Source organism: Desulfoluna sp. HI9BLuna (assembly GCF_056829775.1).
This window is the reverse complement of the sequence record NZ_CP186555.1, coordinates 5,065,260-5,081,274: the sequence shown is the minus strand read 5'-3', so window position 1 is coordinate 5,081,274 and position 16,015 is coordinate 5,065,260. Positions and strand designations below refer to the sequence as shown.

The following is a 16,015-nucleotide window of genomic DNA, read 5'->3' as shown; positions in this document are numbered from 1 at the left end:
CAGGTCACGGGGCGTTCTCCAAGACGGCAGGGGGCGCGTAGAGCCACCGCAAAATCGTACCGGCGTCTTCCGACGGCTGAAAGGCCACCGCCTCATAGTACGAGGTGACCAGGCGGCAATAGGTGGCCCTGCCCCCTTCGTCCATGACGTAGCGACCGGGGTCCGCCAGAAGGCGGAGGTCCTGGCCGTAAGTGCCGCGAAGCTCTTCCATCACGGGCGCCACAGCCCTGTTGAATGCCGCGCGGCTGGGGGCGGGATGCCCCCCATGGGATGCGGACTCCAGCACCTCGATGAACACACCGGTGTAGAGGGCCCGCGTCTCCCCCGTCATAAAGTAGGGCCGATCCGCCTCTGCCCCCGGAGCAATCCCCATGGTCAGGCAGGCATCCGGCTGCTCCCACACCGCCTCCTGCAGTTCCCTTAACATCGCCTGCATATAATGGACAAGGGCCGTATCCGATGCTTTGGGAAGGTGAACGCGAAGAGACCGGGAAAGGATCCCGTTGATCTTGAAGGAGGCATAGGCCTGGGCCATGGAGTCAAGGTCTGAGGAGACCATGGCCGCCACCAGCTCACGGTACCGCTGCGGGTCATGTTCTTTTAACGCCTTGCACACCGGGTCTTTTGCCAGCCGGACGGCAAACCGGTCTGCAAGGGGCGGAGGAGGACCCAGGGCAGCCACGGGAATGGGCACAAGAAAACGATCGATGAGCATGCAGCTCATAAAAAAGAGGAGGAGATAAAGGCCGCTTGAGGCCAGGGCTCCTCCCCTTGTCATCTGCCTCAGCTCAAGGGCCGGGGGCACACACAGAACCGCTGAGACCCCCACCAGCAACCACGGTGACACATCCATAAAACGCCTGCCAGGTCCGTTACATGATCCAAGGATAAACAAAAAAACAACGGGAACTATTCAGTGATGCCCCCGGCAGGACCGCCGGAGGCAAGGTGACGCTGGTTCATCACAGAAAAGCGGAAAATCAGGGAGTCTCCTTTTCGGGGGACGCTGAGCCGGACTGACCCGACACCTGCTCCATCATCTCCTTGTAGAGTTCGGTCACCGCCGCATCCACCCCGGTGCCGTCTTCGGAAATGGAGGCCATGGCCTCTTCGATCAGCTCCCGGACATCCGGGACCTGCCCCATGGTTTCCCGGGCCTTGGCCCTGGCCAGCAGCGCCTCGTAAAAGTCCTCGTAGGACTGGGCGGGGTCGTTCTCCAAATCAGAGGAAAGCCCCTGGGAGCCTGGGTCCCCACCCTCGGCAGCCCCATCGTCTACCAGCTGCATGTAAAGCTCCAGGGCTTTTTTGTACTCCGGGTTATTTTTCAACGCACTGGACGCGGAAAAAGCCTCTTCAGGCGCCACGTAGGCAAAGGGGTCGGCCTGTTCCATCACCCCCTGAATTCGTCGGTTGTACGCATCCATGAGGACGTCGGTGGAGCTGCTGGGCTTGGTGATATCCACGTTGGAGGGGGGAAGGTTTTCCTTTGACCCTTCGGGAACACTGGTCTCTGAAGGCGCATCGCCAGCGGACTCGCCATACGATGCCGCCCCGGCAAACGAAGGCGGGACGACCAGCCATGCCAGCACCACCGCAACGGCCAGGACACGGCCAAGCCCTGCGGCACAGGAGCCCGTCCGGGGGAGCCTGCCGGTGTTTTCCTTGTTCATGTTCTCACCTCGCTTTTCTTGGCGGACCGTCGTCGCCCTTATGGTAAGTATCTCCGGGCCTGGAAAGGCCGCAAATCCATCATGTTTCATGATGCATAATCTCAAGACAAATTTCAACAGCGACTTCCCGGTACGCCGAGGCAAAAAAACGTTCCCCCCTGCGAACCTCGCCCGACCATCGCAGACAAATCCCGCAGAATAATCTGGATATTTGACGCTATTTGGTATATTGCATCGGGCGTTTTGCCATGGTGCCATGGCCGGGACTCAAACACATTAGACGTTATCACAAGGCGAAGGAAAGAGCATTGATGAATCCATTTGTTGTGGGTCAGCGCTGGGTCAGTGAAACCGAACCGGAACTTGGGCTGGGCACGGTCTGCGCCGTGGAATTGCGGCGGGTCACCGTCCGATTTGAAGAGAGCGACTGCACCAGGCAATACGCGGCGGCCGCCGCCCCCCTTCGCCGCGTCACCTTTCAGCCCGGGGACGCCGTCACGAGCCGCAGCAAAACCACCTTTTCCGTGGACACGGTGGAGGAAGTCGAAGGAATCCTTGTCTACTGTGGAAACGGGCAGCAGCTTCCGGAATCGGAGCTTTCCGATACCCTGGGCGCCTCGGCACCCCTGGACCGTCTGACAGGCGGTTTTTCAGATGGGTCGGAGCTCTTCGACCTCCGCGCCGAAGCCATCTCCCATCATCTGGCGGCCAAGGCCTCTCCGGTGCGTGGGTTCTTAGGGGGACGCGTGGAGCTCATCGGCCACCAGTTCCACATCGCCCGGGAAGTGGCCCAGCGCCGCCTTCCCCGGGTGCTCCTGGCAGACGAGGTGGGCCTGGGAAAAACCATTGAGGCCTGCCTTATCCTTCACCGCCTCCTTCTCACCGAGCAAGTCTCCAGGGTCCTGATTCTCGTCCCGGACGCCCTGATCCACCAATGGTTCGTGGAGCTCCTGCGGCGCTTCAACCTCCACTTCCGCATCGCAAACGAAGAGCATCTAACGGACACAGCCCAACGCGACCCGGCATCCAACCCCTTTACAGATGACCAGCTGATCCTGGCTCCCATGGCCGTTCTGGAAACGAAGCAAACCATGGGCCACGCCCTGAACGCTGGCTTTGACATGGTGGTGGTGGACGAAGCCCATCATATGGCCCCCCAGGGACGCAGCTTCCGAGGCGTGGAAGCACTGGCCCGCACCTGCCGGGGGCTGCTCCTTCTCACGGCCACACCGGAGCAGATGGGGCGAAAGGCTCACTTTGCCCAGCTTCGCCTTCTGGACCCGGCCCGCTATCCCGACTTCGACGCCTACCAGAAGGAAGCCGAGGGCCACCGACGCATCGCCACCCTCGCCGGAAAACTTCTGGACAACGAAACGCTCACCGCATCGGAGCAGAAAACCCTCGCCACCCTGACAACGGCCCCTGAAACCGATGGCCCGGCCATGGTGGACGACCTTCTGGACCGCCACGGCCCCGGCCGGGTCATTTTCCGGAACACCCGAAAAACCATCCAGGGGTTTGCAGGCCGTATTCCCAACCTCTGCAGCTTAAGCGCCCCGGAACCGTCCCTTGCCCTTCACCGAGAAGAGCTGCGCCACGACACGCAACCGGATGTGCCCATGCCCGACCTGGCCGAAGACCCCAGGATCCACTGGCTGGCACAGCAGCTCAAGGCCCAACGGGATGAAAAGTTCCTCGTCATCTGCACCTCCCGGGACAAGGCCCTGGCCATCGAATCGGCCCTTGGGCACCACCTCTCCGTCAAAATCGCCCTCTTTCACGAAGAGATGCCCCTCATCCGGCGGGACCGAAACGCCGCCTGGTTTTCGGAAAAAGACGGTGCACGGCTTCTCATCTGCTCGGAGATCGGCAGCGAAGGGCGCAATTTCCAGTTCGCTAAACACCTGGTTCTCTTTGACCTGCCAATCAACCCGGAAAAGGTGGAACAGCGCATCGGGCGCCTCGACCGCATCGGCCAGGAGCACGACATCACCATCCATGTCCCCTTCCTCGCCCGGAGCGCCACCGAGATTGCCGCGCGATGGTACGACGCCGTGGGACTCTTTTCACGCTGCGTTCCCGGCCTTCACACCATTGGAGAAGCCTTCAGGGCACGCCTCGAAGGCCTCATGGCAGAGGCCACGGGAACCGGCCCCTTCCCCGAGGCAGCCCTGACCGCACTCCTTGCCGACACCCGCGATTTCACCCAAGACCTTGCGGCAACCCTGGAAAAGGGAAGGGATCGCCTCCTGGAACTTACGGCCAACCGCCCGGAACGCATCAAAGGGCTGCTGGACAAGGTCAAAAAAAGCGACAGCGACACGGCCCTTCCCCACTTTATCCTCCGCCTCTTCAGGCACCACGGCATCGAGGTGGACAGCGCAGGGGAAAAGGCTCTCCTTCTGGGGCTCAAGGAGAACGACGAGCCCTCCCTTCCCCTCCCTCCCTTCCGGCGCAACCCGCTGGTGGCCACCTTTGACCGCGCCACCGCCCTGAAACGCGAAGAGATCGAATTCCTCACCGCTGACCACCCCATGGTGGTGGGCGCCCTGGAGTCCTTCCTCGGATCCGACACCGGCAACGCGGCCCTGGCCTGTCTCCCGGGGGCCGGTGAGCACGGGCTCCTTCTGGAGCTCATCGGTGTTCCCGAATGCGTGGCTCCCGCCCGACTGGGTGTGGATCGGTTTCTCCCCACAGCCCCCTTTCGCATTGCCCTGAACCACCAGGGAGAAGTCGTCCCCGCCCGCCGCATCGCCGACACCCTTGCAGAACCCCTTGAGGACCTTCCCCCTTCCTGGCTCTCCGACCACCCTGAGCTGGCACGGGAACTCCTCCCCATGCTCATGGAAAAGGGAACCGCGGCAATGGATGCCGAGGGCCGCACCCTTGCCCGTACGGCCACCGCAACCATGGCATCCTTCATGGACCGCGAAATCTCTCGTCTCATTGCCCTGAAGGCCACCAACCCCGACGTCACGGAAGCCGACATCTCGGCCCTTGCCACCGAAAAGCAAGCCATGGCAACGGCCCTGAAAGGGTGCAGAGTCCGTCTGGACGCCCTGCGCCTTGTGCTGCTTATGCCCTGACAGCCCCCTTCCGAAAGTCTGTTACGGGCCTTTCGGGGCCGGGGCGTAAACACCTTTCGCACACGCAATAAACACTGATCCGCAGTTCTATCCTTGATCATTGTCGCGATTTCGCGTATTAGTAAAGTATTCATCGTCGCCATACAACCTTACCAATCACAGATTGGAGATATGTATGCCCCAGTTTCTTTTTGCCCTGCTTCTCACCTTCGGTACGGAAAACGCCAACTTAAACACCCTTCCCGCTGAGTCCACCTGGCTCCACGGCCGGTGGCTCCACGTGGCTGTGGCGTCGGAGAGCGCCCCGGGCGAGGCGCCCATGGCCCTCAAATGCCCCCGGGAAAAACATCTCCTGCTCTTCAGCCCCGACGGCGATCTGCGAAAATACTCGCCCAGAAAGGGCTGGAACCGGCTCCTGCTGGATGTGTCGGTAACAGACGACACCGTCACCCTCAAGCACCAGAATCGGGACCGATTTTCTCTTGTGGCCCGCAAAACCGACGACGGTTACCTGAAAATGTGCACCCCCGGCCACGGCGAGTTCTACTACAAAAAACTCGACCCCAAGACCCGGCTTGAAGAGATCGACTTTGCCAGGCCCCCGGCCATGTCCCCATCCGGGCCCATGGATACCGGGAGCTGACCCATGCCCCGCCCCCATCGGTGCCTGAGCCTGACCACCTTGAGCCTGATCCTCCTGGGGAGTCTCTTCCTGGCCCCCCTTCCCTCCCCGGCCGCCCCCCCGGCCCTGCAGAAAGCCGCCACCTACTCCGGCGATGAACAGGTCACCGGATGGTTCATGAGCGAAAAACTCGACGGAATTCGCGGCTACTGGACCGGCACCGCCCTTATCACCCGCAAGGGAAAGCGTATCCATGCCCCTGCCTGGTTCACCCGGGATTTTCCCCCCTTTGAACTCGACGGCGAACTCTGGAGTGCGCGCGGGGATTTTTCCTTTATCCAGCGTACCGTCATGGATCACACCCCATCGGAGGGGTGGCGGCGAATCACCTACAACATCTTCGAGGTTCCCAATACCCCGGGTCCCTTTCCCCACCGTCTGGACCGCGCCAGGCGCTGGTTCAACGCCCACCCCGAAACCCCGGCACGCATCATCCCGCAAATTCCCTGCAAAGGCACCGAGCACCTCGAGCACGTCATGGCGGATATCAAGGGCAAGGGAGGCGAAGGTCTCATCGTGAAAAACCCGCACCTTGCCTACCACACCGGCAGGTCGCCCCACGTTCTCAAGGTCAAACACGCCTCGGACATGGAGGGGACCGTCATGGGCATCAATGAGGGCAAAGGAAAATACAAGGGAATGATGGGAAGCCTTAAAATCAGGCTGGATAACGGGGTGGAGTTCAACCTCGGCACCGGATTTTCCGATGAGGCGCGACAGAATCCTCCCCCCCGGGGGGCGGTGGTCACTTTCAGGTACCATGGCTTCACCCACACCGGCAAACCACGGTTTGCATCCTTCATGAGGGTCCGGACAGACTGATACCGCCCGTTATCCCCCTAGGCAGCCATGTTCGTAGAGGATATGAAATCCGATGAGGAAAAGCACCACGCCGCCGAAGATCTCGGCCCAGTGGCCCAGGCGGGACGAGGAGGCGAACCGGCTGCCGAGCTGCATCCCCAGAAGGGTAAAGGTTGAGGCGGTTATGCCGATGACAACGGCGGGGAAAGCGATGGCCACATCAAGAACGGACATGGAAAATCCCACGGCCAGCGCATCGATACTGGTGGCGAGGGAGAGAACCACGAGGCTCACGGAACGGGTGGGGTCCTGGGCGCCCTCGGCCTCCTCGTCTTCATGGAACGCCTCCCAGATCATCTTGCCGCCCACAAAGGCAAGGAGCCCGAAGGCAATCCAGTGATCAAAGCTCTCCACAAAGGAGCGAACATTTACCCCAAGGCTCCACCCCAGCACCGGCATCATGGCCTGGAACAGGCCGAAATGCCAGGAAAGGCGAAACATCTGCCTGGGGTTGACGGTCTTGAGTCTGATGCCCACGGCAACGGCAACGGCAAACGCATCCATGGCAAGGGCCACGGCAAGGGAGATCAAAGGAATCAGTTCCACGGCACACACATCACAATCGGGCCCTTACCCCAGCCACCGCCCCGGAATCATCCCCGAAGCCGTCGGCATAGTGAAAGGGTATCCATCTAAAGAATTTTCGGGTTAACACACAGGCCCGGGCATCCAACGAAACAAAGGGCACATCACCCCTGCCTGGAAAAAATCGTCGGCGAGATCTTCTTTTAAGGCATCCACGTCAAGGTCCCGGATCCATCCAGGCAGATGAAACCAGATACTGTGGAATCCGTACCCCCCGTTTACCATCTCTTCAATGGCCGCCTCTTTGGTCCACCCCTGCACCACCACCCGGTACAGAGCCCCCATGACCCCGGTTCGATCAGCCCCGTGCCAGCAATGGAACAACACGGGCCGGCTGGAGGGGTCCGACACAATGGCAAAAAACTGGGCGGCCCTCTGCTCATCCGGGGCCCAGGCCTTCATGGGGACCCTCACCAGGCGAAGCCCCGTGCCCTTGGCCTCATCCGTATCCGAATGAAACAGCCTCAGATTTACTATGGTCTTGAACCCTTCAGAAGCAAGATTCTTCATGCCGAGGGCCGAAGGCTGTGCGCTTCGGTACACGCCCTCATCGACCCGGTACAGGTTGGGTACCCCCTCGATGTGCACCGGGTCCGCCCAATCCGAAGGCCTGAACCGGTCCTGGCCGTAAGCTGAAGTTACCATGGCCAGACACACCGCCAGAATCATGATGATTCGCATCGCATGCCCCCGCTCCAAAGGTTTGAGGCAGCCCTCTCAGCCCCACGCCCCCGTCACCCACTGAAGGCCCCAGAGGGAGACAAGGCCGGAGGCAAGGGTCCAAAAGACACTTCGTCTCCAGAGGGCCACCGCAAGGGCAATGCCCCCGGCCAGGAGCCGAAGGTTGCCCACAGAGAGGTCCAGGGTGCCGCCGTGCAGAAACACAGCCGGTGTGACAAGGGCCGGAAGCACGGCCGCCGGAACCAGGCGAAGGGCCCGGGTAAACTTGGGGTGAGGCTCCCTGTTCCGTTTCAGCAGAAGAAAAGCCCCCCGCTCGGAAAAGGTCACGGCACCGCAAAGCAACGCCACCAGGAAAAAAGCGTCGTGGCTCATGATACCCTCCCTTGGGCACCGGAGTCAAAGAGCATCCCGGCACCGATGCCTGCCAGCGCCGCTGCGATGATGTTGAGCCCGCAGGGAAGACCCGCGGCAGCCACGGCCATGACACCGGAAACCAGGGCCGCCACAAGGGTCGGCCGGTCCTGAACCGCCGGCACCAGCAGGGCCATGAAGGTCAGGGGGACCCCGAAGTCAAGGCCCCACCCCTCCGGGACGCCGGCACCTAAGAGCACGCCGACCCCGTTGCACACATGCCAGGCCACAAAAACAGTCGCCCCGGCCCCCATGGTGTAGGCAAAAGGGTACCGGCACCCTTCGGGCTGGTTGAATTTTGTCAGGGACAGGGCATACGCCTGATCGGTCAGAAGATAGGAGAGCATGGGCCGCCAGCGGCCGGGCACCGGCTTGAAGTGAGGGGCGATGGAGGCGCTGTACATCACAAAACGAAGGTTGATCACCAGGGCGGTGAGCACCATCACCACAGCCGGAGCCCCCGCCACAAAAAGATGGGTCACGGCAAGCTGGGCCGCCCCGGCAAAAATCACCACGGGAATCACCACCGCCTGCCACACGGGAAGCCCCGCCTTTACAGAGGCGATCCCGCAAATCAAGGCAAAGGGGATCACCCCCAACATCAACGGAAGGGAGGCTCTCACCCCTTCCAGAAACACCGCCCGCTTCTCATCACACCAGCCCATCACATCCTCCGGCCATACATAAAAAAATCAACGCTGACTGTCTTACAGCAATGGCCGGAGAAAAGGAAAGGGAAAGGGAAAAACAAAAAAAGCCCCGGCAGGACGTCATGGCCCTGCCGGGGCCCGTGGCATGAACGGACCAGAGAACGCTGCAAGGGGTGTTAAAAGGTAAAGTTGGCACCCAAGGCAACGGTGGTGGTGGCATTTTCGGTCTTTATCTCGAGGCCGGTGTTCTGATCGGTAATGGTCTCATCATCCCAGATGGTCCTGGCGATGGCCGCGTTGACCTCCACCGTCTTGGTAATCTGCCATGAAACGCCCCCGCACACCTGCCAGTTGTCCGAGTACAGCACCTCGTAGGACCCGATATTGGCCGAATAATACCCGTCGATATCGTTCCAGAGAAAATCGGTGTAGACAGTTCCGATGCTGGTGGCAAGGCCCTCGGTCCACTGGATGGTCCCTGTGATGCCGCAGGACTGGGTGTCACCGGCCATATCCGAGATATCCCTGCCCTGTGCGTCTGTTCCCCAGTCCGCATCTTCCTGGAACCAGTAGCTGTAGTTGGCTTCCAGGTATAACCGTTTCAGGATATCCCAACCGACACCAACCCCCAGCATGGCCGGAAAATCCCGGGGGTTCTCCGCGCCGTCCACATACAGGCCGAGGTTGTCCTGCTTGACATCGGCCTCAAAGTCCAGTTCCACCTTGGACTGGTATTGCACCCCGATGTTCAACCGGTCCGTAAGGTTAAGGTTGAGCCCCAGGATATACCCCGCACCCTCGGCACTCTCCTCGACGTCCACCTTGTTGTCGCTGAACCCACCGGCAGCGATAACACCATTGAACAAGGGGTTGCCTGATTCAACGGCAACGGTCCCCTCAATGCTGTTGTCCGCGTCAATGTACCGGCCCCCCAGGGCCACCGACACCATGTCGTTGAACTTGTAGGTCCCGCCCAGGGTAAAGGTGAGGTACATGGATTCCGCTTCAAGGCTTTCGTTGGAGGTGGAAAGGGTCGCAAACACATCATTGCCCGTAAGCCCCCCGCCGATAAAGTCAGCCACCCCGTTGGCGATGTTCCCGGGAATCAGCACATTGGTGGTATAAGACCCGGTGGGGTAATCAACCACGGCACCACCCCCGGGGATATAAAACCCACCCCAGAGCGCCCAGTTGTCTCTGTTGTACGCCGCATAGATATTGGGAAGAAACGGATCGTCCCCGTCCTGCTCGAAGCTTTTCTCCCCCATGCCCGCGTTATAGGAGTGCTCCGGCTCTCGCCGCATACTCTGGTTGCCGATGTTGATGGCCACGCCGTCGGCCAGCTCCGTGATGCCGCCGGGGTTGTAGACCACGATATCCGCCCTGTCCGTTGCGGCGTTCCTATTGGCGGTCCGCATCCACTCCACACTCATGTTGGACAGGTTGTCGATGTTGGCCAGAAGATCCGTGGAGACAAGACAGACTGCCACCAGCACTGCACTGAAGAGAACCGATCGTTTCATACCACCCTCCCTGGTCGTGAAGATGGTTCGCCGCCCATGGAAACAAGAGGGCCTGGAGGCAGGTGGCCGCGGAACGGCCCAGCCGGCAAGGCCCTTTCAATAACTCGCTTGGGTCATGGAAAGCAAAGCCATCTCATGATGAATGTCGCTTCGTCCAATACGCTGACGCCCATGCAACGGGTTTGGTATGCAGGCCACGGGCGGCACCCGGACCTGACCAAACAGGTTTTGGCTGTCAAACAAGCATTTCTTTCACAATCACTGTTTACCAACACTCAAAACAGACGTTAGCCTCGGCGACCAATGTTTGTCAACCATTAACTGACCGGTCAGTGCATGCTCTCCCTGCCGCCCTTGAGAACTAAACTGACCAGTCAGTTTTTCATTGACACCCAAAAATCCTTTTTCCTATAGTGGCTCCAGAGCACTTCGTTTTCCATGTATTTACCGAAAATTAAGCCAAGCACATTCTTTGGAGGGGGATATCCCGTAAACGCCACAGGAACCGGGCCATGGGGAGCCCGGCATGGGGCCGTACGCAAACGCCCACAGCGTGACGCGTTCCCCAGAAAGGCCCGTTCCCGGAGCAGGCATTGGCAAAAATCAAGGAACGACGAGGCAGAGACCACCATGACAAAACCCGGATATGCCATCAGCCAGTACCACGACACCGGTAAAATCTACGAACAGCTAAACGCCCTCATCAGCCAGCCCATCCGGACCCTTCGCAAGGTCGCCCTGGAGGGATACCTGGCGTACTTCGAGGAGAAATGTCCGACCTCCAAACGCATGACGGAGGACGCGGCCAAAATCATTCCCGGAGGGGTTCAGCACAACCTGGCCTTCAACTACCCCTTCCCCCTGGCCTTTACCAAAGCCTCAGGGGCGCACCTCCAAGATGTGGACGGCAACACCTACATCGACTTTCTCCAGGCAGGGGGGCCCACGGTGCTGGGGAGCAACCCCGAACCCGTCAGGGCCAGGGTACTCGACCTGCTTAACACCTGCGGGCCTTGTACCGGCCTGTTCCACGAATATGAAATGAAGCTGGCCCGGTTTATCTGTGACCGGTTCAGCGGGGTGGAGATGTTCCGCATGCTGGGGAGCGGCACCGAAGCGTGCATGGCAGCCGTGAGGGTGGCGCGGGTGGCCACGAAGAAAAAAAACATCATCAAGCTCGGCGGGGCGTATCACGGATGGAGCGATCAGCTCTCCTACGGCAACCGCATCCCGGGGATCCGGTTCCTGGAGTCCCACGGCATCCCTCTGGCCTGCTTCAAATACACCCAGGAGGTTTTCCCCAACGACATCGAGGCCCTTGAAAAACAGCTCAAACGCAACAGGCTTCGGGGAGGAACCGCTGCGGTCTTTATGGAACCCATGGGTCCGGAGAGCGGCACACGGCCCCTGGACTTCGACTACAACGGCCAGGTCCGCGACCTCTGCACCGCCTACGGTGCCCTCCTTGTTTTTGATGAGGTGGTCACGGCCTTTCGCATCGGCGTCGACGGGGCCCAGGGATATTTCGGGGTCACACCCGACCTCACCATCTTCGGCAAGGTGGTGGCCGGGGGGTACCCTTCTGCGGGGGGTATCGGCGGCAAGGCCGACTACATGGCCTGCCTGGCAGGAGGGCTCGGCGGAAAGAAATCGAAGAAGGCCCATGTGGGGGGAACCATGGCGGCCAACCCCTTAAGCGCCGCTGCCGGCTACCACACGGTGAAGATGATTGAAGAGACCAACGCCTGTGAAACGGCAGGAAAGGCAGGGGACCGGCTTACCCAGGGGCTCCAGAAGCTCATCGAGACATACGGGCTCCCCTTTGTGGCCTACAACCAGGGCTCCATCTGTCACCTGGAAACCGTGGGCACCATGCTCTTTGACATCAACCTCTTCAGGCCATGGGAGATCCCCTCCAAGATCAAGGAGATCCACGCCCGCAAAGATGTCATGACCCACATGGGGGCCGCCTACATGGCCGAAGGCCTCGTCACCCTTGCCGGAAGCCGCCTCTATACGTCGGCTGCAGACACCGACGAGATCATCGACGACGCCCTGGCCCGGTTCGAGCGCGTGTTCAAAAACATCGAAGGGGTAACGGCATAAGCTCCGGGCCCTTGAGCCGCTGGTTACCGTCTGCATATCCCCACTTACCAGAAAACAGGACAACGTCATGGAACTGAGCCAAGCCCGCGACATTGTGTACCAGGCAGGCCTCGACCTGGTGAAAGAGGGCCTCGTGGCCCGCACCTGGGGCAACATCAGCCTGCGCCTGGACGACCACTCCTTTGTAATCACCCCCAGCGGCAGGAGCTACGAGACCCTGGCCCCCGAGGAGATCGTTGCGGTGCACATCAACGACCTCACCCACCAGGGGGACGTGAAGCCCTCCTCCGAGAAAGGCATGCACGCCGAGGTCTACAGGCGGCGCCCGGAGATCAACGCCGTGGTCCACACCCACCAGCGCCACGCATCCACGGTGGCTGCCGCCCGAAAAGAGGTCACAGGGCTCTCCGAGGACCATGTCCGGCTCCTGGGCAAAAGCGTTCGCTGCGCCGCCTACGCCCTTCCCGGCACAAAAAAACTCATGAAAGCCGCCGGCCAGGCCCTTGAAGAGGGGCGCCACGCGGCCCTTCTGGCCAACCACGGCGCCCTGTGTGTCGGAAGCACCATGGAGGCGGCCTTCCGGGTGGCCTTAGAACTGGAAGGGGCCTGCGAATCGTTCATTGCCGAGGCCTTTGCCCGGCACTTCGGTACCCGGGCGGCCACCATGGAAGAGATGCATGCCTGTTACCTGACAACCGCCCCCTGAAAGGAGCGCCCCATGACCATGACGTCCGTCTCCCGAACCCTCTGCGAAAACGCCTTGGCCCTTCTTTCCGAAGGATTATGCACCGACACCTCCGGGTGCCTGAGCGCCCGGCTGGGACATCGCCTGGTGATCACCCCCGAAGACACAGGGCTCTCCGAATTGTCCCCGGACGGCCTTGCCGTGGTGGACCTTGCCACGGGCGCTCCCCTTGCAGGCCCCAGGCCGGATCGCCGGTTCCCCCTGCATGGGGCCCTCTACAAAAAACGGAAGGACCTGGGCATCCTTGTCCACGCCGATCCCCTGAGTATCCTCACCGCCTCCAAGGCAGGGCGCGAGGTGCCGCCCCTTCTGGACGACATGGCCCAGCTGGTGGGCGTTTCCGCAAAGGTTGCCCGATCCTGGCCATGCCGGGGCACCGCCCCGGTGGTGGCGGCCATGAAGGGACGAAATGCCGTGCTCCTCAAAAACAGCGGCGCCCTCTGCGGAGCCGGAACCTTTGACGATGCCCGTGCCGTGGCCCAGGTCCTGGAAAAGAACTGCAAGGCCGCCATCGAGGCCACCTTTTTAGGGGGCGGTATCCGGATCAACCGAGGAGAAGCCCTTCTCATGCGCACCGTCTACCGGCTCGCCTATGCAAAAAAACGCACACAACCCGTGCCTCGGGCGGACAGGGGGTAATACCCCAGGCTCATCAATGCCCACGGACACTCACCTATTCACCGTTCAACAACCCGGTGGAGAGCATGGCATGGAGGGTTGCAACGGCCTTCTCCTCGGTGGCCTCGTCGGGGTGCTGAAGCAGATGGCTGCACACGCTGTCGATGATCCCGGCAAGGGCCACGGCAGAGAGTTTCAGGTCGATCTCCTTGATATACCCCTTTTGCTGGCCCCGTTCGAGCATCTCTGCGATGAACTCGATAAACCGGGAGCGGACCCGCTCGATCTCCACGAGGACCGCATCGTCGATGCCGCTTGAGATTTCATTGAAAATGATGTGGGCCAGGTCGCTGTGCTGAAGGTAGAGCCGGACAATGGAGGTCACCAGGAGCTGAAAATGCTCGGGAAAGGGAAGATCGGACACCAGTTCGGACCGGATCTGCCTGACGATCCCTTCCATCCCTTCGGTAACAGTGGCGGCAAAGAGAAGGCTTTTGCTGGAAAAATTGTAGTACAGCGTGCCCTTGGCCACATTGGCCATGACGGCGATCTCGTCCATGCGCGCCTGATGAAACCCCTTTTGCGAAAAAATGGTGGCTGCGGCCTCAAGTATCTGCTTGCGTTTGGTGCTTGTTTTCCCGGAATCCATGGTCCTCCGATTGATTTTTCCCGTTTTATCGTCCCTGATTCAATGTATTGAAAAGTGTTCTGTTTTTTTTGTAGAGTCCCTTGAACACGTCAAACTGGCGGTCGTACATGGGCTTAAACTCGGTGCGGGGCTCGTAGGTTTTTGTCACCTGGATCAACGGCTTTGCCGCGGCAAAAGAGGGCATGATCCCCAACCCCACGGCACAAACCACGGCAGCGCCTGCCGCGCCGCTGTCCTGGGGGTGGGCCAGGGTCTCAATGCGCCGCCCCGTCACATCGCTCATGATCTGGCACCACACCCCGGAGCGGGCCCCGCCCCCCACGAAGCGGACCGCCTCCTGCCTTGGAATCCGCGCCTCCATGGCCTCCAGCATCCACCGTTTGTGAAAGGCAACCCCCTCAAGCACGGCCCGGATCATCTGGCGCTTGCCCGTGTTCATGCCGATATTAAAAAAAATACCCCGGGCCCGGATGTCCTCCCTGGGCGCCCGGTTTCCATGGAGCCAGGGTGTAAAAAGAAGGTCCCCCGCACCGGGCGGGGTCTCGTCCACGGCCTGGTTCATGAGGGCGTAAAGGGCTGCCGGGTCAACGTTTTCCGCATCCATGCCCTTCTCCTTGAGGTAGACGCCGATGGCATCCAGGGCCAGGTGGTCCCTCACCCACTGGAGGCAGGCGCCCGAGGTCTCCTGCTCTGCCACGTAACTGTAATACCCGGGAATCGCCCCTGAAATCGCCGCCATGAAGTGGGCGATATCCACATACCGTTTACCCACGTTGGAAACCACCCAGCCGGAGGTTCCCACGTAGATATGGGTATCGTGAAGATCCAGGCACCCGGCCCCGATGGTCGTCAGTGTGACGTCCCCACCCCCGCCGAACACAGGGGTCCCGGCGCAGAGACCCAGCTCCCGGGCCGCCCGCTCCGAAAGCCCACCCACCACGTCCGTGGCCTCAACCACCTCGGGCAGATGGGCCATGTCCACGCCAAAGGTCCTGCAGAGGCCTTTATGCCAGCCTTCCCTGCCCTGCCGCGTATCGTAGACAAAGGTGATGTGGGCGGAATCCCGGGTCATGGCATACTCACCGGTGCATCGGAGGAGAAGGTAATCCTTGACATCCAGCCACTTGTGGACCTTTTCAAAGAGCTCGGGCTCGTGGTCTTTCACCCAATGGTACTTCCACAGCGGATCCTTGGCCGTGGCCGCGATGCCCCCTGTAATGCGCAGGGTGTTCAAGAGGGTCACGGCGTTGATCCCGCTGATGCGAAACAGCCCCTTGTGCAGGTATCGGGCAATCTGCTCCGTGGCCCGGCCGTCCAGGTAGACCATGGGGTTGCGCAGGGCCTCGCCGTTTTTGTCCACCAGCACCGACCCCTGCATTTGACAGCAAAACGAGATGCCCAGAACCCCGGCTGGGGGCACCCCGCTTTTGGCAAGGACCGCCTGCGTGGATCGGCACAGGGCCTCCCACCACTCGTCCACGCGCTGCTCGGCCCCCCCGTCTTCGGTCACGTAGAGGGGGTACTCGGCAACCTCGGAGCCCACCTGGGTCAGGGACTCACCAATACGGTACAGGCAGGTCTTGCAGCCTGTGGTTCCGACATCGAAGGCAAGGACATGGGTCACGGGATCCACACTCACTCCTTCACATGGTTGAGGTAGAAAAACGGGTAGCGTCGCTGATTTTTAAAGAAAACATATCCGAGGAATTGCAATGGTGTCAACAGGATAACTGACCGGTCAGTACAAT

The 16,015-nt window shown here is 60.7% G+C and carries 15 protein-coding genes; 6 read left to right on the top strand and 9 right to left on the bottom strand.

The window, feature by feature from the left end; genetic code table 11:
- Positions 1-4: 4 nt before the first annotated feature.
- Positions 5-853 (bottom strand): hypothetical protein, encoded by an 849-nt coding sequence (locus ACOYW0_RS20735; protein ID WP_482415673.1) that lies wholly within the window; start codon positions 851-853, stop codon positions 5-7.
- Positions 854-980: 127 nt separating this feature from the next.
- Complete coding sequence (locus tag ACOYW0_RS20730; protein WP_482415672.1) at positions 981-1,670, bottom strand: hypothetical protein; 690 nt, start codon at positions 1,668-1,670, stop codon at positions 981-983.
- A gap of 311 nt (positions 1,671-1,981) precedes the next feature.
- Between ACOYW0_RS20730 and rapA the strand changes: the two genes are divergently transcribed.
- From rapA to ACOYW0_RS20715, 3 genes are all read left to right on the top strand, one after another.
- Complete coding sequence (rapA, locus tag ACOYW0_RS20725; RefSeq protein WP_482415671.1) at positions 1,982-4,756, top strand: RNA polymerase-associated protein RapA; 2,775 nt, start codon at positions 1,982-1,984, stop codon at positions 4,754-4,756.
- Positions 4,757-4,931: 175 nt separating this feature from the next.
- On the top strand, positions 4,932-5,399 hold the full coding sequence (locus ACOYW0_RS20720; RefSeq protein ID WP_482415670.1) for a hypothetical protein: 468 nt from the start codon (positions 4,932-4,934) through the stop codon (positions 5,397-5,399).
- 3 nt (positions 5,400-5,402) lie between these two features.
- Complete coding sequence (locus ACOYW0_RS20715; protein WP_482415669.1) at positions 5,403-6,260, top strand: DNA ligase; 858 nt, start codon at positions 5,403-5,405, stop codon at positions 6,258-6,260.
- Between the two features lie 9 nt (positions 6,261-6,269).
- Here the strand turns inward: ACOYW0_RS20715 and ACOYW0_RS20710 are convergent, their stop codons facing one another.
- The 5 genes from ACOYW0_RS20710 to ACOYW0_RS20690 form a co-directional block, all read right to left on the bottom strand.
- Positions 6,270-6,845 (bottom strand): manganese efflux pump MntP, encoded by a 576-nt coding sequence (locus tag ACOYW0_RS20710; RefSeq protein ID WP_482415668.1) that lies wholly within the window; start codon positions 6,843-6,845, stop codon positions 6,270-6,272.
- A gap of 102 nt (positions 6,846-6,947) precedes the next feature.
- Positions 6,948-7,565, bottom strand: a complete 618-nt coding sequence (locus ACOYW0_RS20705; protein WP_482415667.1) for a dual specificity protein phosphatase family protein — start codon at positions 7,563-7,565, stop codon at positions 6,948-6,950.
- 36 nt (positions 7,566-7,601) lie between these two features.
- Positions 7,602-7,937, bottom strand: coding sequence for an AzlD domain-containing protein (locus ACOYW0_RS20700; RefSeq protein ID WP_482415666.1), 336 nt, complete (start codon positions 7,935-7,937; stop codon positions 7,602-7,604).
- Positions 7,934-8,641: an AzlC family ABC transporter permease gene (locus ACOYW0_RS20695; RefSeq protein WP_482415665.1), complete on the bottom strand. Its 708-nt coding sequence runs from the start codon at positions 8,639-8,641 to the stop codon at positions 7,934-7,936. Before ACOYW0_RS20695 ends, ACOYW0_RS20700 begins: the two co-directional genes overlap by 4 nt.
- Positions 8,642-8,802: 161 nt before the next feature.
- A complete protein-coding gene (locus ACOYW0_RS20690) occupies positions 8,803-10,149 on the bottom strand; it encodes an OmpP1/FadL family transporter (RefSeq protein WP_482415664.1) in 1,347 nt (448 codons plus the stop codon).
- 630 nt (positions 10,150-10,779) lie between these two features.
- On the opposite strand from ACOYW0_RS20690, the gene ACOYW0_RS20685 reads away from it, so the two are divergent.
- The 3 genes from ACOYW0_RS20685 (at position 10,780) to ACOYW0_RS20675 (ending at position 13,639) form a co-directional block, all read left to right on the top strand.
- Positions 10,780-12,255, top strand: coding sequence for an aspartate aminotransferase family protein (locus ACOYW0_RS20685; RefSeq protein WP_482415663.1), 1,476 nt, complete (start codon positions 10,780-10,782; stop codon positions 12,253-12,255).
- A gap of 67 nt (positions 12,256-12,322) precedes the next feature.
- Positions 12,323-12,961 (top strand): class II aldolase/adducin family protein, encoded by a 639-nt coding sequence (locus ACOYW0_RS20680; RefSeq protein WP_482415662.1) that lies wholly within the window; start codon positions 12,323-12,325, stop codon positions 12,959-12,961.
- A 12-nt stretch (positions 12,962-12,973) separates the two neighbouring features.
- Positions 12,974-13,639, top strand: coding sequence for a class II aldolase/adducin family protein (locus ACOYW0_RS20675; protein ID WP_482415661.1), 666 nt, complete (start codon positions 12,974-12,976; stop codon positions 13,637-13,639).
- Positions 13,640-13,673: 34 nt separating this feature from the next.
- Here the strand turns inward: ACOYW0_RS20675 and ACOYW0_RS20670 are convergent, their stop codons facing one another.
- The gene (locus tag ACOYW0_RS20670) at positions 13,674-14,267 is read right to left on the bottom strand and encodes a TetR/AcrR family transcriptional regulator (RefSeq protein WP_482415660.1); all 594 of its coding nucleotides are present in this window, start codon (positions 14,265-14,267) and stop codon (positions 13,674-13,676) included.
- Positions 14,268-14,292: 25 nt separating this feature from the next.
- Positions 14,293-15,900 carry a xylulokinase gene (locus ACOYW0_RS20665; protein WP_482415659.1) on the bottom strand — a complete coding sequence of 536 codons (1,608 nt, stop codon included), beginning with the start codon at positions 15,898-15,900 and terminating at the stop codon, positions 14,293-14,295.
- Positions 15,901-16,015: the final 115 nt, after the last annotated feature.

Coding starts and splice junctions, on each gene's coding strand:
- ACOYW0_RS20735 (WP_482415673.1), bottom strand. CDS start 853: ATGGATGTGTCACCGTGGTTGCTGGTGGGGGTCTCAGCGGTTCTGTGT.
- ACOYW0_RS20730 (WP_482415672.1), bottom strand. CDS start 1,670: ATGAACAAGGAAAACACCGGCAGGCTCCCCCGGACGGGCTCCTGTGCC.
- rapA (WP_482415671.1), top strand. CDS start 1,982: ATGAATCCATTTGTTGTGGGTCAGCGCTGGGTCAGTGAAACCGAACCG.
- ACOYW0_RS20720 (WP_482415670.1), top strand. CDS start 4,932: ATGCCCCAGTTTCTTTTTGCCCTGCTTCTCACCTTCGGTACGGAAAAC.
- ACOYW0_RS20715 (WP_482415669.1), top strand. CDS start 5,403: ATGCCCCGCCCCCATCGGTGCCTGAGCCTGACCACCTTGAGCCTGATC.
- ACOYW0_RS20705 (WP_482415667.1), bottom strand. CDS start 7,565: ATGCGAATCATCATGATTCTGGCGGTGTGTCTGGCCATGGTAACTTCA.
- ACOYW0_RS20700 (WP_482415666.1), bottom strand. CDS start 7,937: ATGAGCCACGACGCTTTTTTCCTGGTGGCGTTGCTTTGCGGTGCCGTG.
- ACOYW0_RS20695 (WP_482415665.1), bottom strand. CDS start 8,641: ATGGGCTGGTGTGATGAGAAGCGGGCGGTGTTTCTGGAAGGGGTGAGA.
- ACOYW0_RS20690 (WP_482415664.1), bottom strand. CDS start 10,149: ATGAAACGATCGGTTCTCTTCAGTGCAGTGCTGGTGGCAGTCTGTCTT.
- ACOYW0_RS20685 (WP_482415663.1), top strand. CDS start 10,780: ATGACAAAACCCGGATATGCCATCAGCCAGTACCACGACACCGGTAAA.
- ACOYW0_RS20680 (WP_482415662.1), top strand. CDS start 12,323: ATGGAACTGAGCCAAGCCCGCGACATTGTGTACCAGGCAGGCCTCGAC.
- ACOYW0_RS20675 (WP_482415661.1), top strand. CDS start 12,974: ATGACCATGACGTCCGTCTCCCGAACCCTCTGCGAAAACGCCTTGGCC.
- ACOYW0_RS20670 (WP_482415660.1), bottom strand. CDS start 14,267: ATGGATTCCGGGAAAACAAGCACCAAACGCAAGCAGATACTTGAGGCC.